The organism is Pseudoalteromonas sp. M58, assembly GCF_042604605.1.
Taxonomy (GTDB): domain Bacteria; phylum Pseudomonadota; class Gammaproteobacteria; order Enterobacterales; family Alteromonadaceae; genus Pseudoalteromonas; species Pseudoalteromonas tetraodonis.
In genome coordinates this window covers 200,752-222,273 of the sequence record NZ_CP152391.1, presented here as the reverse complement: position 1 = coordinate 222,273, position 21,522 = coordinate 200,752, and the positions used below count along the sequence as shown (strand labels likewise).

Sequence of the window (21,522 nt, the reverse complement as noted above, 5' to 3'; positions counted from 1 at the left end):
ACCCCTCATTGTTTTTGAAAATTACAGGCTACAACTTAGGGTCCAATCAGCCGTTACACCCGGCTCAGACGTTGTCCACCACTTGGCTTTGTATATCGCGTTGTTATGAGACATTAAGTCACCTGCTGCGGCATGGCTTGGGTTGCCCGCCCAGTCAGTTTGAGGGAAGTTTGGATAAACAGGTATCGAGGCTATATCAACTCCTTCACACGTACCTGCAGGGTCACCGCCACCGTTATCTGGATTGCCCGTGCCATCACCTGGTGTTGCATCTGGTAGCATTGGGTATTCAGCTTTGAATGCGTAAGTTTTTCCATCTTTTTCAATGGTAAAGTTGCTAGGCCCAGTGATTGGCATGTAGTACATCACTTGTGCATTCACAGTTGCACCAGCACTAAAGTCTTTTGGTTGACCGCCCCATTCATTGTTCAGTGTGATTGAGAAACGGTGGAACTCGTTCTCAAAACCGCCAATATTATTACCCGCTGCGTTCGAGCCATTTACTTCTACTGCCATGCCCAGTTTTTCTTGTGCATTCCAGTTGGATTTAAAAATAGCGGAGGTTGATACCGGTACATCAAATGAAATTTTTGCACCGCTTAAATCAAGGCTTGAGTTATTGGTAAACGCAAATGTTGGGCTGATTGGGTAGTTATCATCACCGACAGGGAAGTCTTTGGCTTCAAATGTGATATCTACAGCTTCAGCAGGCACTGTAAAGTTTGGATTTCCGCCATGTACATCATATGCAACACCGCTTTGATTAAACTTATCGTATGCAAGTGAAGTAAGCGTTGACCCCATGAAGTACTCGCCTTTTGCTGAGTCGTAATCAAAATCACCAGCAAGCTCCCAGAACATGATACCGCCAAGGCCATTGTTAATAACATAATCAACTTTAGAGGCCATCGACTCTTCATCTTCTATCGACAGAAATACTTTTTTATCGGCATTCCAAAGCCAAGGTGCGACGGCAACACTGTCGTAATAACGTGTGTAAGAACCTGTTAAGCGATCGTCAGCATCGGTATCGGGGGTTAAGCCATACACTTCGAGGTAAGAGCCAACAATACCATTTTCGAGATTTTTAGCGTGCCATAAAGGATTTGAACCGGCGGGCATTTCTTGACCTGCGTCGTTCTTATCGTGCCAAAGGTTATCGATACCTAATGCACCATTACCACACTTGTTCTTTTCACCAACCCCTGTACCTGTGGCACAATCAGCTTGGTTTGGTAAAGCCGCTTGACCCCATAGACCATTAGTTCCGCCCGACACATCTTTAAAACCTCGAGTATAATAAGGAATACCGATATTGATTCGACCGGCAGCCATTGCCCCTCGGAAATAACGAACCGCCCAATCGGTGTTTAAGTAACCAATCCCTTCAAATTCTTTAGTGCCGTATACGTTCCATTGTGTCAGTTCTGAGTCTAAACCGGTGTCAAACAAGGCAGCATTGTGCCCTACATGTGAGTTCCATGCGCCATGTAAGTCGTAAGACATAATGTTTACATAATCCAGATATTTAACCGCTTGAAAGGTTTCCATACCTCGTAGTAAATAACCAGAAGATGGAGACGCAATAGTGAGTAAATAGTGCTTACCTGCGGCTTCACCTGCACGATCTAGCTCTTCACGTACTTTTTTCATTAGCACTTGGTATGAGGCATTCAATCCTGCACGGCGCGCGTTGGATATAGGAAAATCATCGGGGTGACCTGAGTCGTTCATTGAAGATGGGTATTCATAATCAATATCAACGCCGTCAAATCCATATTTTTCAATAAACTCAACGGTGCTTTTTGCAAATGCATTAATACCTTCATAATTGACTGAGCCATCAGCATGGGTGGTCATGGTATAAAAGCCACCACTTTCAACGCGGCCGGTTTCATCAAAATACCCCCCCGTTTCAGCCCAGCCACCCACCGATACCAAGGTTTTAACGTGTGGGTGTTGTTTTTTATATTTATTTAAAAGATTAAAGTGCCCTTTGTATGCAAACTCAGGATCCATTTCAGCGCCAATAACGCCTGGCCATTCCATGTTTGTGGCAGGATTATTTGCTGAATTTGGATCGCCAATAGATACTTTATTATTGGCATCAACATGCGCAAAGGCATAATTAATATGAGTAATTTTATCCCATGGAATATCATTAACTAGATAACTTGGTTGGTCATTAGCACCATTTCGCCAACTAGTAAAATAACCAATAACACGACGCGGGTGGTCAGCTCCCATAACTTCACGACCATCAGCATCATACACAGTACAATAAGGCGTATTAACACCGGGGGTTTGATATAACCCTTGTGGTTGACAATCAGTTACACCACTGCCGGGCGCTGCAGAGTCAACAACATTTAGGGTTTTTGTGGTTTGTGCTGTAGCCCCTTCGTTATCAGTCACTGTAAGTGTAAAGCTGGCTTGCCCAAGAGCTGTAGCCTGCCATGTATACTGACTAGTTGCTGATGTCGCTTGATGAGTATCATCACCATTTATAGCAAAATTAAGCGCGGTGATCTCACCATCGCTATCGCTACCTGAAAGCTCAAACACAACTTGTGAACCCACAATTAGCTGTTCAGGTAAGGTACTCAATGAAATTGATGCAACGGGTACTTGATTAACAGGATTAGTAACGTCATCTGCAACTGTTAAGGTATTGATGATTTGTAATGACTGCGCACCTTGATCATCCGTTGCAATTGCACTTATTTGATGAGAACCCGCCACAGCTTGCCAATCAACGCTGTAAGGTGATGAAGTATCTGCAGCTAGAAAAATACCATCAACAAAAAACTCAACGGTGGTTACCTCTCCATCGTTATCAATTGCTTGCGCCGATATGACAACGCTGTCTTTATCGGTTAGTTGAAAACCGTCTGCAGGCATTAACTCGCTAATTACTGGAATTTCATTATCAATGACAGCGCTGTCACATACACCCAAAATTTTCCAATCTTTATAATCACCAGCATTCTCCACTGGATTGGCTTGCGTCCACCAGCTAGCTTCATACGCTGTGCTTTGCGCTTGCACTTGATCTCCAGCAACGTGTGTCTGGCCTGTTTGCCACTGTTCTAACGCACTGCAATCAATAGACGCGTGTACATTTAAACTAAGAAAACTTAACGATAAAGCACTTAGATTAAAGGCATTTGTTATTATTTTACGTGAGCTCATTGGCTCCTCCATTAACGATGTTTATACTCATTATTTTTTACCTTTCAGGTACAAACTTAACATGGATATCGTAAATATCAAGAAAATAATGCACAAATAACAAACAAAATAAATACGAAATAGTTACATTATAAAATTAACTAATTATTTATTACTATAAAATTAAGAAGGGATATTCCATAAAAAAGCCCAGCATTGCTGGGCTTTGAATGTCTAAGGGGTAAACGTTTTATTCAGAAAATGAAACCGTAATAATATTCGAACATACGTTTTCAGATACGCATAACTGATAGTCGTATGCCGGTAATGTTGCGTTACGCACATAATCACGGTAACGGCCATTATCTGATACGGTATCTACTAGTTCGCCATTTCGGTATAGGCTAAGTGACTCAGCCCCTACTTCTGCCCAGTTTAACTCAACACGCATAGTATCAAGACGTGACTTGTTAGCGCGTTTTAAGCTCAATTCAATTTCAACATCACTAACAACCACTGTTTGAGTGAATGTATCTGAGTTATTTTCACTATCCGTTACGGTTAATTCAACCTCATAGCTTCCTGACTGAGCGTAAACATGTGTAGGATTTGGGTTTGTTGATGTTGAACCATCACCAAAGTTCCAGCTCCACTGTGAAATGTCATCATTTACATCACGACTTGTATCTACAAATGTAGCAGTTAAACCTTGTGCTGAAACACTAAAGCCAGCTTGTGGTGGTTGTGGGCTTACCTCACCAATAGCGCTAAATGTAAGTGACCAACCATTGATATTACCCGTATCTGCACCAGCTGTATCTTCAACATGAAGTGTCCAATCTCCGGTTGCCACTTCAGAATTAAATACGCTTGATGTAAATGACTTAACAATATCGTCTGCACTGCCACCTTCATTGCTTTGTAAAGTTACTTCTGTACCTTGCGCTGAAATAAGCGTAAGTACTAAGTCACCAGACCAAGTATGCGTAATATCTACATCAGCAGTGGTGCCAAAAATAGTTAAATCATCAGCAACCGTAATAACTGAGCTTGCGCCCTCTGGAGAATTATCTGGAATAGCGATGTTTTCATCACTGCTGTAAGTAAAGTCATTTAAACCAGCAGGTTGAAGCATTAAGCTAACAGTTTGTTCTTTAACTTGCTCTTCAGTTGTTGCGGTAACAGTAAAGTCGTAATTTCCCCACTGAGTATCGCTGTTAGTTGCAACCGTTAGAACAACTTCATCGCCCGGACGAGCGGTAGTTGCGCTTAGTGATGCATCGGTAAGATCTGAAGCTAAAGCCAGTGAAACGTCACCTTCCCATTGTGCAATTGAGCCAATCGTAAAGGTATAAGTAACCGTATCACCTACAGTCGCTTGCTGAGAAACCGGCGATACAGATAATTTAAAGCCTGGAGTTGGATCAGCATCAATTAGCGCTTGGTTAACATTTAGGCGTGTACCTGCAACCGTTTTACCATTTAATGCCGCATTAGCATCACCACTAGACATAAGTAATTCTTTAAGCTCTAGTGTTGTTAAATCAGGATTAACTGAAAGTACAAGTGCAGCAGCACCAGCTACATGCGGTGTTGCCATAGATGTACCTGAATAAGTAGCATAGCTATTACCAGGAACGGTCGACAAAATACCTGAGCCAGGTGCGCCCATATCAACACTTGTTAGGCCCCATTGAGAAAAGCTAGACATATTATCTCTGCTATCAGTACTAGCTATCGATAATACGTTGTCGTTTTCATAATTAGATGGGTAGTGTGGATTTTGATCGTTATCAACCGCATCGTTACCCGCAGCAGCAACAAATAAAATATCAGCTTGCTCACTAGCCGTAATCGCATCAGCTAACGCTTGGCTAAAACCACCGCCGCCCCAGCTATTATTTAACACACGCAGATTAACACCCGCATTTTTAAGGCCAACCATGTAATCGATACACTTAATAGCACCAGAGGTAGAACCTGTACCATCTGCGGCTAAAAACTTACAACCAACAATAGAAACATCATGGTTTACACCAACAACACCGACACCATTGTTACCACTGGCACCGATTGTACCCGATACGTGTGTACCATGGCCTTCGTCATCCATCGGATCACCAACATCAGTAATTGCATTAATACCGTGAACGTCATCAATGTAACCGTTTCCGTCATTATCGATACCATCACCGGCAATTTCACCACTGTTTACCCACGCGTTCGCAGCTAAATCAGGGTGACTATAATCAACACCCGTATCAATAACACCTACTACAACATCACGACTACCTGTAGAGATTGACCATGCTTCTGGTGCATCAATATCGGCATCAGCCGTGCCACCAGTTTGGCCTTCGTTGTTTAAGCCCCATAAATCATCAAAACGAGGGTCATTAGTTGCGCTTGCTATGCTCACTCGGTAATCAGGCTCAACATACTCAATAGCTTGATGCGATTTTAAGCGCTCAATTGCTTCTTTAGCGCTCATTCCTGATATTTTAAATTTTGCGAGGCGGCCAGAAAATAACGAGGTGAAGTTATCATCAATTTCATCGTTATTTAGATCAGATATTTTGGCTTTTACTAACGAACGAGCTTGCTTACGCATTTCCGGCGAAGCATTCTTTTTATACTTAACAATAATCGAGTCACTGCTCGCAGTTACTTTTTGAGTTGTACTGTTAACATCAGGCAATTTAGCCGCAGCTAAACAAGGTAAAAGTGCAAGTGTAATAATAGATAATTTTGTTTTCATTGTTCTATCCGTAATTAAGTTAACTTAGCTTTACTAAGCGAAATATTTACGTTTATGAATTTAAGTAATCACGTGGCAAGCGTTAAGAAAACGGGTAATCAGTCACTAACTCAAGTAAAAAAAGCAAAATCAGGAACAAAACCATTATTTTTAACTAGAAATACAGTAAAAAAAACATTAATAGCAGCCATTTTAATGAATTAAATAACTTATTTTTAACATGGCATTAACTCATTATTTTTTACTGGTTTTTGATGTAAATAGATAGAAAATACAAATTAAACTGGTAAGTAATTGAAATTTATAGATTTAAATTACCATTAAAAAAGATGATTCAAAATGAACTCATTGAAGAATACAGTGACTGAGCAGTTATGAATTAGTGAATGGCAAACCACCTTACCAAGTACTAATGACCAAACCCTAGTTCATATTTAAAACAGCATTTTACGTTTAAGAATAAAAAGCTAATCACACATTATGGCAGCACGGCATGCTGCAACGAAAATACCTTTTTAAAACTTAATAAATAATCAAGGTATTTTATTTTATCTTTCAAGGAGAATAATAATGAAATTGAATAAATCACTTTTAAGCTGTGCAATTGCAATTGCAATGGGCGCCAGCTTTACAGCAAACGCAAACACAGAAACAAAAGCAGGTTCAACTTCTGAGCTTGCAGCTAAAGTATCTGTAAGTAGCATTGAGAATGCTGTAACAGTTAAGCAATCATTTTCTGACAACACGGCATTAGTCTCTCAAGATGGCGATGGCAATACTGCACTAGCTACTGAAATCGGTAACAACAACGATGTTAAAATAGCTCAATTACAAAATGGTAATTACGCCGAAGTTGAAACAACAGGTGATAACAACCAACAAACTTATGCTCAAGATGGTGTTGCTAATGGTTTCATTACGCGCATAACGGGTGATAACAACGGCGTTTATGTTTCTCAATTCGGCCAAGGGTTATTTCAAAACAATGAAGCAATCAATATTATCACTGGTAGCGACAATAATATTGACGTTGAACAAGGAAATGGCGGTCACTGGTTTTACAACATGGACATGAGAGGTAATGGTAACGAAATTATTTCATCTCAGTCTGGTATGTGGCAAGAATTTGAAGTACTTAGCTTATCAGGCGATGAAAACATTATTGAAATTGAACAAACAGACACCTGGAATGAATTTAAAATAGGCTCATTACGCGGTAACGAAAATGAGATTGACGTTAGCCAAGATGGTTCACGTAACATCATTACATTTACTGATATTGCTGGTGATGACAACGAAATAGCTATTGAACAAAGCAGCGGTGATAACAATACCATTACTTTTGCAGCCGTTACTGGTAATGATAATGAAATAAAACTAGACCAAGAAGGTTCGAATAATGCTATTGAGTCTGGTCTTTTTGACGGTTCATTCAATGAAGTAACAGTTAATCAAATTGGTGATGAAAACCTTGCGACTACTGAGCTAATGGGCGATAACAATGAGCTTACAGCAATGCAAGTTGGTAACACTAATGAAGCATACATGGGTGTCATTGGTTCAAATAATGAATTTACAGTAACCCAGGTTAGTGATTTTAACTCGGTTCATTTAGCTAACTTTAATGGTAGCGGTAACGATGTTGATCTTAGCCAATCAGGTGGCGATGAAAACGCAATTTTAGTGCAGTCTTCATACCCTGATGTTTCTCTCACTTCAAACGATAACGATATTGATGTTAATCAAGTCGGTAATCAAAACGAGGCGATTGTTACACTAGCGGGTATCCTTGATAGTAACGCAAACCAAATTGATATTGCTCAAAATGGTGATATTAACGTTATTGACTTAATGGTAGAAGGCAGTAATCACTCTATTGATATTGCACAGCAAGGCGAAGGTAACTGGGTAGGTGGAACTGGAGATTCAGCGTTTTTATTAGGCGGTGAAAACGTTTCATTCTCTGTTACTCAAACCGGTAACTACAACACTGTTGAAGGTAACGTAATTGGCTTTAACAGTACATTCTCTGTCACTCAACTTGGTGATGGTAATACAGCAACAATTACACAAATGTAATTGATGAGACGGGGAGAGTAACCCTCTCCCTTATTTTAACTATGAAAAATAAACAATATATCTATCTTTTTATACTTTTAACTTTTTATACTCCTTTGAGTAATGCCAGTGCTGATTTAGAAATCGATGGATTATTACTAAACAAAAGTATTAGTCGCTTTGGGTATCAATTTTATAGTGAATTTTCAAATTATTGGCGTGAACTGCCTTCAACAGCTGGCTTTAATGTAGAAATAAAAGAAACGGTTATACCCCGTGCTGGTACTAAATTAGTTTTAATAATGAATCATAAGATTATTTATGCAACCCATTTGGGACGAAAGTTAGAGCCTTTGGACGAGCGAGTAGAGCAAGCAGTGCACTCTGTAATGGACGCCATGGCGCGATCGAATATGCAAACAGCGAGTCCTGATATGGCATTGAATGGATGGTAACAATGAAAAAAATAGCATTAACAATAATAACAACTTTAAGCTTTTCAGTCTCCGCAACTGAAATTATTTATACCCCTATTAACCCTAGTTTTGGTGGCAACCCTCTCAATGCAAATATGCTGCTTAGTAAGGCACAAGCACAAAATAAACATAAAGCGCCGGTTGTCGAAAAAGGGTATGCAGAGCAGTTTCAAGATTCATTAGAGCGGACATACTTAAATCGAATGGTGAGAGAAATCACCGACATGGCTTTTGGGGAAAATATTGAAGACAGTGTTTTTAATCAAGACTCCATTTTTATGAGTGGTGATTATCAAATAGAAGTGATCACCAGTACAACCGACACTATCACGGTTAGAATAACAAATGTAATTGATGACTCGGTTGTGGTTATCGAAGTACCGAGGTTTGGATAATGTATAAATTAATAATAATAACAATCGCTCTTTCTCTTAGTGGTTGCTCTACTATGGGTAATTTAATCCCTCCGTCAAAACAAAGTGCGGTAACGTTAGAGCCAACAGATGTCTTTTCTGATTTAAAAAGCTTACCTAAACCTGCGGGCAGCATTCCAGTCTCGGTTTATTCATTTCGCGATCAAACCGGTCAATATAAGCCACAAACTAATGTTAGCTCGTTTTCAACGGCCGTCACTCAAGGTGCAAACTCTATTCTAGTGCAAGCATTACATGAGTCTGACTGGTTTACGCCGGTTGAACGTGAGGGTTTGCAAAATATTTTGACTGAGCGAAAAATTATTAGAGCGGCACAAGCGACTAACCCTAATCAAGGCGAGCTACCGCCGTTAACCACTGCGAAAATCATTTTAGAAGGCGGTATAATTAGTTACGACACCAATGTAAAAACGGGTGGCTTAGGAATGGAATATTTTGGTATTGGCGCATCAGAGCTATATCGTGAAGATGCAATATCAATCTATTTACGTGCCGTAGATGTAAGAACTGGCCAAGTATTGTTATCAGTAGCCACCAGCAAAAAAGTATTGAGCCAAGAAATGCGAGCAGGTTTTTTTAGGTATGTTAGCTATAAACGTCTGGCGGAAGCTGAGGCGGGCTTTAGTGATAATGAACCAATGAGCATTTGCGTAACGCAAGCAATAGAAAAGGCGCTTACAGATCTTATCACCAAAGGTATTGATAAAGGCTTATGGGCTAAACAGGCAACTTAACCTACTCTTGCAGATGGCCACAACGTCATTGATGTGGCCAAACAAATAACGATTAGCTCTCAACGGGTAATAATACTGAAATATATCTTTGCGCCCAATTGGCCAATTCAACTCTATTACGCGAATTAGTTTTTTTAAATGCGCTATAAAGGTGAGTTTTAACAGTGTGGTCGCTAATGTTTAGTTTGTCCGCTATTTTATTATTACTCGCTCCTTGTGCTATTAAATGAATAACCGATTTTTCTCGTTTAGTTAAATGCTTATAGTCAGCTTCATTTAACGTGATATCTTCGCTTAAGGAGCTAAACGAAGAGGCCACACTTAGAATATCATTAAAGGCCTTAGAGATTACTTTACGAGTAAACCAAAGCTCACCAGTAGAAATTCTTACTAAGCCTTTAAATATATCTTCTGCTGCTGCCGATTTATAAAATACCCCATTAAAATGATTGAGTAATAAGTTTTTTTCACATACTTGCTCTAGTTCTACATTAAAAAGCACAACTTTATACTGTTTAGCCAAACAAATTAAATCTGCTGGGATCAAGTCCTGCCAATCATTTTGAGAGCCATCAATTAGAAAAATGTCATAAGCACCACGCTGATCAATATGTGGGATAGTACTGTCCATTTTTATATCACCAAAAATGGCTTGAAGTGTTCTTAAAATAACTGTGTAGTTTTGAGAATGGAAAGACGATTGAAGCGTTGTCTTAATAAAAGCCGAGCTTTTTTGCAACATATAACTCATCCTTGAAACATTAGATTTACAACAATCGTCACATTACCTAAATTAACTACAAAACACAATGCTCTTTTGGTATAAGCCAATGAGTTTAGTTACCCTATAAAAGTGTATAAAAGCGTGATGTAACACCGTTAGTCCAACCAAATCCTTGTTGTACTTGATATTCACCCCCGCTGGCTTTTTGTTGCGGTGTGCATACGTTATATTTTTCGAGCAAGCATTTATTTTCAATAAAATCTTGTTCTACCATTGTTAGCCAGTTTTTCATTATGCGTGTAGCTAACTGATCAATACCATAATTACGCAAGCCTTTTACCGCAAACCATTGTAATGGAGCCCAGCCATTCGGGCTGTCCCATTGCTGTGGAGTATCAACAACCGTTGTTACAATACCACCTACTTTTAAAAACTGCTCGCTCAATACGTTTGCAACCAGTTCAGCTTGCTGTTGCGAGGCTAAATTAACAAAAAGCGGGGTACTTGCCGCTGCACTTAAAATAGCAGACGGCTTAGATAGCTTATGATTATAATCAACAAAAAAACGCTGCTCATTACTCCAAAGATATTGATTAATAAGTGACTTTCTTTTTACAGCATAGTCGCTGTACGTTTGTGATTGTTGCTCATTGCCAAGCAATTTAAAGCATTCACTAAGCTGATTTTCTAAATTGTACAGTAGGCAATTTAAATCTATAGGTACAATATCTGTCGTTTGAATTGAGCTTAGTAAGTTTGACTCGGCTAACCAGCGCGAGCTAAAGTCCCACCCAGATTCGCACGCAGCACGAATATTACGATAAAACTCAGTTTTTTTATCATCACTAAACCCTGATGCAAGCGCTAAGTCTTCTCTTAATGACTCTGCGCGAGGAGCCGCCTCATCATCCCAATAGCGATTTAATACCCCACCACATGGCATTGTTACCACGCGTTTTACACTTGTTTGCGTATCACTGAGTGTATCTGCTCCTTGCATCCAAAATGCGTGCTCTTTTGTTAAAGCTTCAACACACAATTTAAGCCAAGCTAAATTATGTGTTTTACTGTGAGTGTGCTGCCATAAAAGATCAACCATCAGCGCTAAAATAGGCGGTTGTGAACGCGATAAATAATAACTGCGGTTACCATTTGGAATGCAGCCGTAATCGTTAATTAAGTCTATAAAGTTTTGTAGCATGTCTTCTACTACATCACTTTTATCTGCATCAATTAAACCTAGCGCAGTAAAGTAACTATCCCAATAATAAATTTCTTGAAAACGTCCACCAGGCACAATATAGCTGTGCTTTAAAGCGAGTAAAGAATTAGCTTTGGGTGTATCGGCTTCACGTCGAAGGCCGCTCCACAGTGAGTTTATGTAGCCTTTTACACTGGTGGTATTTGCAGCCCCTTTCATTGTTAATAAGGGTGTTGTTATAAAATGCGCATCAACAAAGTCTCTTAATTGAGTTTTATCAAGGGGTGCTATTTGCTCATACTGTTTACAGGCACTTTGCCAATCAACACGCGCTGTTGCATCAGCAAACGTTTTACAGTCGCTAAATATGTGCTGTGTTTGTACATCTTTAAATAATTGGCTATTAAAAAAACTCATAACTGTCCTAATCTATTAACTATTGACTGCGTGTTGTGAAATGGCATGGGTGCGTTTTTTAAAAATAATCACGCTAATAAAAATTAAACTAATGGGCACAAGTGAAAGATAAAAAGCATGCTGGCCACTAAAGTGCTCAAATACATACCCGGTTATCACCGACCCTGTGGTGCCACCAAGTGCTGAAAACACAACGATTAACCCTGTCATTGCAGCATGTTGATGCTTTTGAAGCGCACTGAGCATGACTGAGTTGAGTACCGGATAAATGGGTGCCATAAAAAAGCCAATTAATGGCAAAACAAACGCCGCCAGAGGCGCATCAAATAAACTATTCACCTCGCTTTTAGGTAAGTTTTCCGTTAGTGGTAAGGTAATAATGATCAATGCAGCCATAGCAACTAAACAACAGCTAAGTACTACAAACCAATGAATATGCTTTAATACTTGGCCCGCCACTAAACGCCCTAAAGCAAGAGCTGCGGCAAAAATACTCGCTAGTTGAATACTAATAGCTACTGGTAATTGCAAAACTTGATTATTAAATGTAGGCAACCAAGTCCCTACCCCTTGCTCGATTAACACATACAAAAATGCACTAATAATAAAAATCAGCACTAACGGTTGATAGGTAAGTTTGAGCATAGCAATAAAGTCATTCCAACCCGAGTTGCTTTTTTGACCTTTGATAGCAGGCTTTATTGGTGCTATTACGACACTGATAATCACCAAAAGCGTAAGCGCTGCTAATACGTAATAAACGTTCAACCAGGCATTGCTATCAACAGGGTCTATAAATGCGGTGAATACCCAATAGCCACTTAATACACCCACCATAAAAATGCCTTCTATGGTGTTCAGTAATGATGAGTGACTATTTGCATCCTCAGTCACTTGGCCAATAATTGAATAAACCGACACCTTAACGACCGCAAAACCACAACCCACAGCAGCAAATAACACTTTAAACATGTAAAAGTCACTTATTACAGCCGTACTCAAACACGCTATAGCGACAACTATCAGTGCTAGCAGCATTGCAAGCTTGTAGCCTAAACGTGGTATAAATGAAGCAACAACAAATGACATTATTGCAATTGATAAGTCTTTAAACCCCTCTAAAACCGACGCTTCTGTTTTGCTTACCCCTAATGTGTTTATAGCCTGCAAAATAACAGTGCCTACGCTATTTAATAAAATTGCGAAAATAAAATAGCTTGCAGCAATTGCCAGTGTGATTTTTATTTTACTCATTGCGTGCCTCGTTTATAGCGACATACGCCATAACGTTTATAAAGCAAATTACCCATAACTGGTAAATTACCGTGTGTGTTAGTCAGTGAATCCTGAGTTTAGAGTAGAATAAATATCATTGCAATCGTTTGCATTTTAAATTTAACAATTAATATACATGCATACTAGATTAACGTTTGCTTGACTGGCGAGTAATTAACTCTATATCAATAACTTGTGATTCGACTTTTTCACCTGAAAACTGTTGTATTAACTTTTTAACTAACAAAGTCGCAGCAAATTGGGTGTTTTGTTTAATTGTAGAAAGTGAAGGATGGCTGATATCAGCCATGGCAATGTCATCAAATCCAACCAGAGCCACATCGTTGGGAATACTCACGTAGCGCTCTTTCAGCGCTTTCATCGCCCCCAGTGCAACCATGTCACTACAGGCCATAATCGCGTCAAAATACAACCCTTTTTCACGTAATAATTGATTAATTGCTTGATACGCAGAGCGACTGGTAAGATCAATGGATATAACATGCTGCTCAAGTTTATGGGTAGAAAGTGCAGCAGCGTAACCACGATGCCTTTCACTAATTTCACCATGCTCAGGATCGCCTAAAAATAAAATGTTTTTAGCACCGTGTTCTATTAAATGAGCGGTCGCTTGCATTCCTCCTAAGTAGTTATCGCTGCCGACAATAGGATAATTGCTTTGTGTTTTTGGATCCCCCCATACAACTAAAGGAATACCTGCATCGGCAGCCGCTTCTATATTAGTTTGGTTTTTTCCTTGCCCCACAACAATAATGCCATCTGCTCGGCGGCCATTAATAAAGTAATTAGCCCAGTCATCTTGCGCCATAATAGAGTTAGATAACAACAACTCTAACCCCTGTTGATTAAGCGCAAGGTTAATTTCGCTCACTACCTTGAGTAAAAATGGATCGCTGATTGATTGCTCGGTTTGCTCATCAAGATTAATAATGACGGCAACAACATTGGTCTTTTGCGTACGCAAACGGCTAGCCGCCGTGTTAAGGCTAAAATTATGTTTTTTTGCAAGCTGCTGAAGCTTGTCGCGGGTTTCTTGCTTAATGAGCGGGTTATTATTCAGCGCGCGCGAAACCGTTGAGGTAGACACCCCAGCAAGCTTTGCTAAATCAGCTAATTTAATTTTTTTATTATTCATAAAACCCTAAACGCTCCACTGCGGCTGTTGCTATATCTAACTTACTGACAATATAGCATTATTATTTTTTACTGGCTTGCCCATTAACTCAAAAATTACGCTCTTGTGTAATTACGCTCAATAAAACAACAGCCCTTATTAATAAATAATTTACAAATAAATATTGCAAACGTTTGCATTTATCTCTAGAGTTTCAATTTATACAGCCTGTTTACATTAAAATTTAATCAATCTCGCTGTAATACACACTGTTTAACACACTAAAAACGGGATCTCACACATGAAATTCAATAAAGCAAAAAGCATGCTAGCCTGTGCAATTACTTTAGCCCTAAGCACACACGCTGCTCTTGCAGCAGAACAAGCAAAAGAAAAAAAGGTTGAGCGAATTGTCGTTTCTGGTACACCCGCAGGTGTTGGGATCAGAAAAATTGATGCCAGCTACGCTGTAACAAATATTGATTCATCACAAATTATAAAATTATCACCTAAAAGTACTGCTGACTTATTTAAAGCCGTTCCCGGTGTGTGGGTTGAAAGCTCTGGCGGTGAGTCTGGTGCCAACGTATTTGTGCGTGGGTTTCCAGGAGGTGGTGATGCGCCATTTTTAACACTCAGTATTGAAGGCTCGCCAGTTTACCCTGCGCCTACTCTTTCATTTTTAGAAAACTCATCGTTATTTAGAATCGATGAAACGATCGAAACAATGGAAGCACTGCGTGGTGGTCCTAATCCTGTGCTATCCAATGGTCAGCCTGGTTTAACAACCAACTTTAGATTAAAACGTGGCAGTGAAGATACTCAAGGCTTATTTAAATACACCACCTCAGATTACGACTTACAACGGGTTGATGCTGTAGTAAGTGGTGAAATCACCGACGACCTATATTTTATGGTAGGCGGCTATGTTAAAAGCTCTCCTGGTATCCGTGATGCAGGCTTTACTTCTGAAAAAGGCAGCCAATTTACAATTAACATTACTAAAGAGTTAGACAATGGCGAGCTTAACTTTTATACCCGTCAAACAGACGATCATGGCGCATGGTACCTACCAACACCACTCAATGTTAATGGCATTGATGCTGAATATACCCAACTTGGCACACTTAACCGTCAAGCGACGATTTTTACCGGCCCAAATGCGCAACCACACGACATTGACCTAGGTGATGGCCGAGGATGGGATGGCCATGTATCCGGCGGTAGTATTAAACTTGAATTTGATAATGGCTGGCAATTTATTGATCGCTTCAATATTACCAAAGGCGATGCCAATACATTTGGCCTAGTACCCAATGGTTCAGCAACAACCGTTGGTGAAGTGGCCGACAATGGCCAAACGGCATTCGGTGCGGTAACTAACACCGAATATGCTAGTGACACTGCGATTCAGCAACTGGGTCGCTGGGTAGTATTAAAAGAAATAAGCTCGTTTACTAACGACTTAGCTTTTTCAAAACAATTTGGTGACTTATCAGCCACTTTTGGTTATTACACAGCAAGCACATCTGCGAGCGATTGGTGGAGCTTAGGTAATACCGCGTATCATGTGCTGGAAGCTGGTGGTGAGTTATTAAATGGTATTGAATGTAACCAAAACACTGACGGGTGTGGTTTTAATTACGATATTAGCTCAACAGGCGATGCACACACCAATGCCCTTTACTTTACAAGCCAATATAAATTTGCAGATGCATTTACGCTTGATTTAGGTGTACGTAAAGAAAACCATGATGTGCAGTACAGTGTTGATGAAGACCTTGACGGTATTATCACTAAAACTGTTGATTACGATGAAAGTAAAACCTCATGGACAACCGGTTTAAACTATTCAATTAATGACGACATGGGCGTGTTTGCACGTGTTAACCGTGGTTATAAAATGCCATATTTTGATGACTTTAGAGATAACTTTGGCGCATACCAAGGGGGTGAAAAACTCATTAAAGAAGTAACGCAGGGCGAACTAGGTTACAAGCTTATTTCAGACTCTACCGACTTCTACGCCACCTTTTTTGTCAATGAAGTAAAAGGCGATACCTTTGTAAGTCGCCCGGGTGTGCCGGCTGAAATTTTAACCAACGAAGCGTATGGTGTTGAACTTGATTACAACTTTAATCATGAATCTGGCTTTTCTGTTAATTTAAATACCACATTACAACAAACCGAAATCACTGAAAGTCCAGAAAATAAAGGCAATGAAGCACAGCGCCAGCCTAAATGGCAAGTACGTGTAACACCAAGCTATGACTTTGAAGTAGACGGCATGTATGCCACTTTATATGGAACAATTTCAGCGGTGGATGATCGCTTTGGTAATAACGAAAACACCGTGACACTCGATGGCTACGAAAAAGTAGACTTAGGTTTAATTGTTGAACCAATGGAAGGCATTAAACTGCAATTAGCCATAGATAACCTAACCGACGAGCAAGGTATCACTGAAGGCGACCCACGTAATGCCGACGCGCCCAATGGCCGTTACATTATGCCGCGTACAACACGCTTAAGCGTTAGTTACGCATTTTAATACACTCCCTAAGCAATAAATTAAAGCCGCTGTGTTTAATACACGGCGGCTTTTTTTATTATAGGTGTCAACCTATTAGCAAGCTCTCTATGCTCACTAACAGGTAAGTGTATGCCCTCTTTCTTGCAAGATTGTATCAGCAGATAACAATCTAAAAATACACACATGTGACGATCAGCGGCGGCTTTGAACTCAATGGATAATTGTTCAGCTTTTTTACCTGCACCTGCGTAAATGCTTTTATAACTTCCTACTTCATGAACCTTGGGCGGGCTTATAATGATTATCTTTGGTATTGTTTTACAGTGATAATAGGCTTTAATGGCTAAAATTAACTCTTCAAGCGCTTTGCCAATATCGATAGCAGACAGTGCAAAACGTGCTTTTAAGTCATTGGTGCCAAGCTGAATAATAACAACATCAACAGTGTGCGCTTCCAGATACGGTTTTAAATATTTAATGCCCGATTTATCTCCCATAAACGGGGGGTTATTGACTAAAGTACGATTAGGCTCCCCGGCTTCAATCACTTCAAAGCCGGTGTCCAACTGCTGCTTTAATAAAGTAGGCCAGCGTTCAATTTCGCTCAGCCGTTTGCCATCAACAGGAGAAATACCAAAGGTATTGGAATCACCAAAACACAAAATATTCATTAAAACGGATTCAATGTATAGCCTTGTTGCTGTAACTGCGCATGCGCAGTCATCGCAGAAAGCGCCATTTTCACCCCAGGTATAAGCTGTTCTGCTGCTACCTTCATATGCATTGCCGACTGCCCGCATACATATACCTGCGTGTTATTAGCAAGCAGCTGTTTAATTAAAGATTCGGTTTTGTTATCTTTTTCAAACCGAGCTTTATAATCACTGTTTTGCAGTACATCAACGCTGGCTCCACCGTGTACCACCAGCGCAAGCTGAATATTTTCTGGTTTTACGCCGTGAGCCACATGCATATTAATAAATCGCGCTAGCGAATTAATATGATTATTTTGCGCGCCCTTTTCAGCGCCTTTACCTACATCAAAAGCTATCTTAAACTGCGCTTGGCTTAAATCAGACACATGCTCGGGCACATTATAAAAATAACCATAGTCTTTAATAACAGGCGCAGGCTCTGCAGCAAGAGTACTAAAGCTAGCCAAAAGTAAGCTTGAGCCAATAAGTAACGTTTTCATACATCATCCTTTTTACTTTTTGTTTAGCCTAACGCTATTTAACGTGATTAACTAGCCTGAACATGTGAATGCGCTTTAAAAGTCATTCCTAAATAATTAAAGGTATGTTTAAACATATCGATAAATGCGTCTGGCGCAGAGGGAGATGCGGCATTAGACAGCAGTGAAAACTGCTTTTGACGTAAAGTTCTAAGCTTCGGTTTTAACGCCTCATCATCCATGTAATCTGTGATCCTGTCCATAAATGCTTTCATTTGTGGCGTGGTGTTATACCAGTACACAGGCGATGCGAACACCCAATGTTCGTAACGAAGTAACACTTCAAACAAATTATAAAAATCATCATTGTGATACTGCTTATCGTAGCGATAAGGTGAAATAACATAATCATCTAAGCAAAAAACAATGCCGCTTTGTTGCTTACTATAGGCATTAACTTGCGCGGTAGTATTGCCATTTTTACGTCCACTTGAATATATGATTGCGATATTGTGTGCTGACTTTTCTTGCATTGGGTTAGCTCCTTTTCTTATGATGGAGCAAAGCTTAAAACCTCAAGTTAAGTTCAGGTCAATAAGAAATAATTTAATTTTTAAAAGGAATTAAAGTGATGGCGGTACAAAAAAAGCTTACTGAAGCCAACTTAACGGTTGGGTTTGTCGCTAAACGCAGTGGCGTTAAGGTATCTACACTGCACTTTTACGAAAATAAAGGGCTAATACGCAGTTGGCGAAACAGTGGCAATCAACGACGCTTTAAACCAGATGTCCTAAGGCGAGTCGCAGTTATAAAAGCAGCACAAGCGATGGGGATCACGCTAGAAGAAATTAAACAAACTCTGGCAACGTTACCAGAGCAGCGCACACCTACCCAAAAAGACTGGTCTGCACTTTCAAAACAATGGCAAAAGAAACTTGATGAGCGTATTGCTTATATGCAACGTTTACGTGAACGGGTTGATGGCTGTATTGGCTGTGGGTGTTTATCAATGAGTAAGTGCCCTATTTATAACAAAGGCGACCACTTAGGTGAAACCCAAAGTGGTGCCATTTTGTTAGAGCGAGATTAAGGCTTATAAAACCTTAATCTAGACCATTTAAGCCTTCTCGGGCAGCGCGATATAATGCCCCTAGAGTTGAATCAAATACCGATTTAATAAAACTGTAAGTCAGCTCTACGGCTTTACTAATAACTTTGCCAGCAAACACTAACATGTGCCCGAGTAAACCTAAGGTTTGTGTTGCAAATGAAGCTGACGCTTTGGCTATTTTATCAAGCGTTCGCGCGAGCATATCGTAAAAAGTTAAACCTGTACCTATGGCTGCTTGCGCCGCAACAGCACTGTAGTAGCCCGAATCTTTTAATAAGGTAACTAACGCAGCGCCAAGTTTATCTGCCCAATGCGAACTAAATGAAGCTTGATTTCTGTCTTCAAACTTCAAACGTACCGGCGTGCTTAAAAAGTGGTTTGCTTTTACAGTTAAATTACCCCAATCATTACTGTTTGCAGTATTAACATAGCCTGGCGTACCACTTAACTTGTGTGCTGCGCCTTTAAGGCCCTGACCATTATCAAGACGAATTTCTTGGCCATTGTAGGGCGCATGTGAAAATGGCCACAAAGGCACTTTTGTAACTGGATCAGCGCCGTGTGTACAGCGGTATATTTTATCAATACGAGAGGTGGCAGCCCGTGAAAAGTTATCAAGCCCCACTCTTGGTGAGCCGAACGTATATAATTTAACCGGCAACGAATACTCTGCTTTTATCCAATCGGCTGAAAGCGTAGCCAATGCCCCACCTAAACTATGACCAACAATGTGCACACAGCCGGTCATTTTATCTCTTATATTTGCAGCAACGAACTCTTGTAGTGCAGGTTTCATACTATAAAAGGTTTTATTAAACCCAGCATGTACCATACTTCCGTTAGAGCCACCGCTTAACCCAAAATGTGCATCTGTTAGGCCATCTCTAAGAGAAGCCGTCCCACGAATTGTGATTACTGAATCACCTTGAAATGAATTTTTACCGTGTGCAACAAGGCCAAACCCAGTACTTAAACCAAATAAATGAGAGAAAAACCCGCCTGACACACCTTGTATGGATTTATTATTGATAGAAAAATCAAACTGATCTCGTAAGGATGCGTGCAATAACCCATTTAATAATTTTGTATTTTTTAATTCTTTAGCATCATAAGCAAGTGATGCTAATTGGACTGCCTGAGTAGGTGTTAACGTATTCATTTTAAATCCTTTTATTGGTTTTAAACGTTAGAGCTTGCAGGTGGTAAAAACTGCAAATGTATGCTGCTTATTATCTTTAGCGGCTATATCAAATGTTTCTGGCTCATTTGCGATATCACAAACCAAATTACTTAAGTATTTGGTTAGCGTATCTTTATGCTCATAAGGAAATAGCCTAACTGCCCAAATAGTAACTTCCTTTGCATTCTCATCTAATGTGTATATGTGTTGTATAACAGATTCGTTGTCGAACATGTTTGATGGCTTTGATGTTTTGATAACTTTTTTAGGGAAAGAAAAACGACCATCACTGCTTGTTGTTACTTCATCAATATATTCATCGCCATAATTTAGTCTACGAAATACCTTTTTACCAGCAACAGGCTGCTCATCAAAAAGCAAGCGCCCTTCAACTGGAGCTGATAACACAAAATCTTCCTTACTAAAAAAACCAAACATATTTGCAAAAACCTGTGTTGTAGTAAATAAAATTAGAATAGCCACAACTACAATGAGTAATGGCAACTTAAACCGCTCCATCAAAAATATAATCTCCAATAAATCAAATGCATGCACCATATACCGTAAAGAAGTGCTCTGGCGCTTCTTCTATAGGTATGTCGTATGTTTGTGGGTCTTTGGCAATATCACACTCTAAGTCAGCGAGTAAGCTTTTTAGGGTATCACTCCCATCATGCATAGACACGGTTATGTACCAAAGAACAACGCCCTCAGGCGTACCATTTTCTAAATAAACATGTTGAACCAGTGATTCATTATCAAACATGTTTGCAGGCTTACTCGTTTTTATAGATTTTTCTGTGAAGGTAAAAAAACCATTATGATCGGTTATTGCTTCATCTTTATATTCATCACCATAAGTAAGCGCACGTACAACCTTAGCATTTGCAACAGGCTGCCCTTTATCTAATAATTGCCCCTTCATCGGAGCCGATAAAACAAAATCCTGCTTATTAAAAAAACCAAATATATCTGCATAAGCCTGTGTTGTAGTAAAAATAATAGCAATAGATATAATTACCAAAATGTGAGCTTTAAAACGTGATAACAAAATATACAAGCTCCCAACTATTAAACTCAAAATACACGTGTCGTATTGCTATTTAATGACGTTTTAAACTCTTAACTATCAGCGTTAATG

18 protein-coding genes are annotated in these 21,522 nt (G+C 39.7%); 6 read left to right on the top strand and 12 right to left on the bottom strand.

What is annotated here, in order from left to right:
- Window positions 1-21: 21 nt before the first annotated feature.
- Both AAGD16_RS16315 and AAGD16_RS16310 read right to left on the bottom strand, forming a co-directional pair.
- Window positions 22-3,192, bottom strand: a complete 3,171-nt coding sequence (locus AAGD16_RS16315; RefSeq protein ID WP_377115147.1) for a glycosyl hydrolase family 18 protein — start codon at window positions 3,190-3,192, stop codon at window positions 22-24.
- A 229-nt stretch (window positions 3,193-3,421) separates the two neighbouring features.
- On the bottom strand, window positions 3,422-5,929 hold the full coding sequence (locus AAGD16_RS16310) for a S8 family serine peptidase (protein ID WP_024602693.1): 2,508 nt from the start codon (window positions 5,927-5,929) through the stop codon (window positions 3,422-3,424).
- Window positions 5,930-6,499: 570 nt separating this feature from the next.
- On the opposite strand from AAGD16_RS16310, the gene AAGD16_RS16305 reads away from it, so the two are divergent.
- From AAGD16_RS16305 to AAGD16_RS16290, 4 genes are read left to right on the top strand one after another with little or no spacing between them, the layout of a single operon-like run.
- On the top strand, window positions 6,500-8,008 hold the full coding sequence (locus AAGD16_RS16305; protein WP_013463001.1) for a curlin: 1,509 nt from the start codon (window positions 6,500-6,502) through the stop codon (window positions 8,006-8,008).
- Between the two features lie 41 nt (window positions 8,009-8,049).
- A complete protein-coding gene (locus AAGD16_RS16300; protein WP_024602691.1) occupies window positions 8,050-8,442 on the top strand; it encodes a curli production assembly/transport protein CsgE in 393 nt (130 codons plus the stop codon).
- A complete protein-coding gene (locus AAGD16_RS16295; protein WP_016900115.1) occupies window positions 8,436-8,858 on the top strand; it encodes a curli assembly protein CsgF in 423 nt (140 codons plus the stop codon). Before AAGD16_RS16300 ends, AAGD16_RS16295 begins: the two co-directional genes overlap by 7 nt.
- Window positions 8,858-9,631, top strand: a complete 774-nt coding sequence (locus AAGD16_RS16290; RefSeq protein ID WP_024602690.1) for a CsgG/HfaB family protein — start codon at window positions 8,858-8,860, stop codon at window positions 9,629-9,631. The genes AAGD16_RS16295 and AAGD16_RS16290 overlap by 1 nt, the downstream gene beginning before the upstream one ends.
- A 52-nt stretch (window positions 9,632-9,683) precedes the next feature.
- Here AAGD16_RS16290 and AAGD16_RS16285 read toward each other — a convergent pair whose 3' ends face one another.
- The 4 genes from AAGD16_RS16285 to AAGD16_RS16270 form a co-directional block, all read right to left on the bottom strand.
- A complete protein-coding gene (locus AAGD16_RS16285; protein WP_013462996.1) occupies window positions 9,684-10,373 on the bottom strand; it encodes a LuxR C-terminal-related transcriptional regulator in 690 nt (229 codons plus the stop codon).
- 103 nt (window positions 10,374-10,476) lie between these two features.
- The gene (gene treF / locus AAGD16_RS16280; protein WP_013462995.1) at window positions 10,477-11,973 is read right to left on the bottom strand and encodes an alpha,alpha-trehalase TreF; all 1,497 of its coding nucleotides are present in this window, start codon (window positions 11,971-11,973) and stop codon (window positions 10,477-10,479) included.
- A 15-nt stretch (window positions 11,974-11,988) separates the two neighbouring features.
- Window positions 11,989-13,227, bottom strand: coding sequence for a sugar MFS transporter (locus AAGD16_RS16275; protein ID WP_215522179.1), 1,239 nt, complete (start codon window positions 13,225-13,227; stop codon window positions 11,989-11,991).
- A 169-nt stretch (window positions 13,228-13,396) separates the two neighbouring features.
- Entirely contained in the window at window positions 13,397-14,404 is a 1,008-nt protein-coding gene (locus AAGD16_RS16270) for a LacI family DNA-binding transcriptional regulator (RefSeq protein ID WP_010389326.1), read from the bottom strand.
- A 280-nt stretch (window positions 14,405-14,684) separates the two neighbouring features.
- Here AAGD16_RS16270 and AAGD16_RS16265 point away from each other — a divergent pair, with 280 nt between their 5' ends.
- Entirely contained in the window at window positions 14,685-16,934 is a 2,250-nt protein-coding gene (locus AAGD16_RS16265) for a TonB-dependent receptor (RefSeq protein WP_377115138.1), read from the top strand.
- Between the two features lie 35 nt (window positions 16,935-16,969).
- On the opposite strand, the gene AAGD16_RS16260 is transcribed toward AAGD16_RS16265, so the two are convergent.
- Genes AAGD16_RS16260 through AAGD16_RS16250 form a run of 3 tightly spaced genes read right to left on the bottom strand, consistent with a single transcriptional unit; the run spans window position 16,970 to window position 18,623 of the window.
- Window positions 16,970-17,587, bottom strand: a complete 618-nt coding sequence (locus tag AAGD16_RS16260) for a GDSL-type esterase/lipase family protein (RefSeq protein ID WP_377115135.1) — start codon at window positions 17,585-17,587, stop codon at window positions 16,970-16,972.
- Window positions 17,587-18,111, bottom strand: coding sequence for a DsrE family protein (locus tag AAGD16_RS16255; RefSeq protein WP_377115132.1), 525 nt, complete (start codon window positions 18,109-18,111; stop codon window positions 17,587-17,589). The genes AAGD16_RS16260 and AAGD16_RS16255 overlap by 1 nt, the downstream gene beginning before the upstream one ends.
- Before the next feature lie 47 nt (window positions 18,112-18,158).
- A complete protein-coding gene (locus AAGD16_RS16250) occupies window positions 18,159-18,623 on the bottom strand; it encodes a flavodoxin family protein (RefSeq protein WP_064663726.1) in 465 nt (154 codons plus the stop codon).
- Window positions 18,624-18,721: 98 nt separating this feature from the next.
- Here AAGD16_RS16250 and soxR point away from each other — a divergent pair, with 98 nt between their 5' ends.
- The gene (gene soxR / locus AAGD16_RS16245) at window positions 18,722-19,180 is read left to right on the top strand and encodes a redox-sensitive transcriptional activator SoxR (RefSeq protein WP_377115734.1); all 459 of its coding nucleotides are present in this window, start codon (window positions 18,722-18,724) and stop codon (window positions 19,178-19,180) included.
- A gap of 13 nt (window positions 19,181-19,193) precedes the next feature.
- On the opposite strand, the gene AAGD16_RS16240 is transcribed toward soxR, so the two are convergent.
- Genes AAGD16_RS16240 through AAGD16_RS16230 form a run of 3 tightly spaced genes read right to left on the bottom strand, consistent with a single transcriptional unit; the run spans window position 19,194 to window position 21,432 of the window.
- Window positions 19,194-20,360: a lipase family protein gene (locus AAGD16_RS16240; RefSeq protein ID WP_010389336.1), complete on the bottom strand. Its 1,167-nt coding sequence runs from the start codon at window positions 20,358-20,360 to the stop codon at window positions 19,194-19,196.
- Between the two features lie 27 nt (window positions 20,361-20,387).
- Window positions 20,388-20,936, bottom strand: coding sequence for a DUF6795 domain-containing protein (locus AAGD16_RS16235; RefSeq protein WP_327077468.1), 549 nt, complete (start codon window positions 20,934-20,936; stop codon window positions 20,388-20,390).
- Entirely contained in the window at window positions 20,923-21,432 is a 510-nt protein-coding gene (locus AAGD16_RS16230) for a DUF6795 domain-containing protein (protein ID WP_081875097.1), read from the bottom strand. Before AAGD16_RS16230 ends, AAGD16_RS16235 begins: the two co-directional genes overlap by 14 nt.
- Window positions 21,433-21,522 lie beyond the last annotated feature (90 nt).

Bases quoted from the DNA above. Each gene is read 5' to 3' on its own strand.
- AAGD16_RS16250 (WP_064663726.1), bottom strand. From the start codon at position 18,623: ATGCAAGAAAAGTCAGCACACAATATCGCAATCATATATTCAAGTGGA.
- AAGD16_RS16300 (WP_024602691.1), top strand. From the start codon at position 8,050: ATGAAAAATAAACAATATATCTATCTTTTTATACTTTTAACTTTTTAT.
- AAGD16_RS16285 (WP_013462996.1), bottom strand. From the start codon at position 10,373: ATGTTGCAAAAAAGCTCGGCTTTTATTAAGACAACGCTTCAATCGTCT.
- AAGD16_RS16260 (WP_377115135.1), bottom strand. From the start codon at position 17,587: ATGAATATTTTGTGTTTTGGTGATTCCAATACCTTTGGTATTTCTCCT.
- soxR (WP_377115734.1), top strand. From the start codon at position 18,722: ATGGCGGTACAAAAAAAGCTTACTGAAGCCAACTTAACGGTTGGGTTT.
- AAGD16_RS16265 (WP_377115138.1), top strand. From the start codon at position 14,685: ATGAAATTCAATAAAGCAAAAAGCATGCTAGCCTGTGCAATTACTTTA.
- AAGD16_RS16305 (WP_013463001.1), top strand. From the start codon at position 6,500: ATGAAATTGAATAAATCACTTTTAAGCTGTGCAATTGCAATTGCAATG.
- AAGD16_RS16310 (WP_024602693.1), bottom strand. From the start codon at position 5,929: ATGAAAACAAAATTATCTATTATTACACTTGCACTTTTACCTTGTTTA.
- AAGD16_RS16295 (WP_016900115.1), top strand. From the start codon at position 8,436: ATGGTAACAATGAAAAAAATAGCATTAACAATAATAACAACTTTAAGC.
- AAGD16_RS16275 (WP_215522179.1), bottom strand. From the start codon at position 13,227: ATGAGTAAAATAAAAATCACACTGGCAATTGCTGCAAGCTATTTTATT.
- AAGD16_RS16290 (WP_024602690.1), top strand. From the start codon at position 8,858: ATGTATAAATTAATAATAATAACAATCGCTCTTTCTCTTAGTGGTTGC.
- AAGD16_RS16255 (WP_377115132.1), bottom strand. From the start codon at position 18,111: ATGAAAACGTTACTTATTGGCTCAAGCTTACTTTTGGCTAGCTTTAGT.
- treF (WP_013462995.1), bottom strand. From the start codon at position 11,973: ATGAGTTTTTTTAATAGCCAATTATTTAAAGATGTACAAACACAGCAC.
- AAGD16_RS16315 (WP_377115147.1), bottom strand. From the start codon at position 3,192: ATGAGCTCACGTAAAATAATAACAAATGCCTTTAATCTAAGTGCTTTA.
- AAGD16_RS16270 (WP_010389326.1), bottom strand. From the start codon at position 14,404: ATGAATAATAAAAAAATTAAATTAGCTGATTTAGCAAAGCTTGCTGGG.
- AAGD16_RS16240 (WP_010389336.1), bottom strand. From the start codon at position 20,360: ATGAATACGTTAACACCTACTCAGGCAGTCCAATTAGCATCACTTGCT.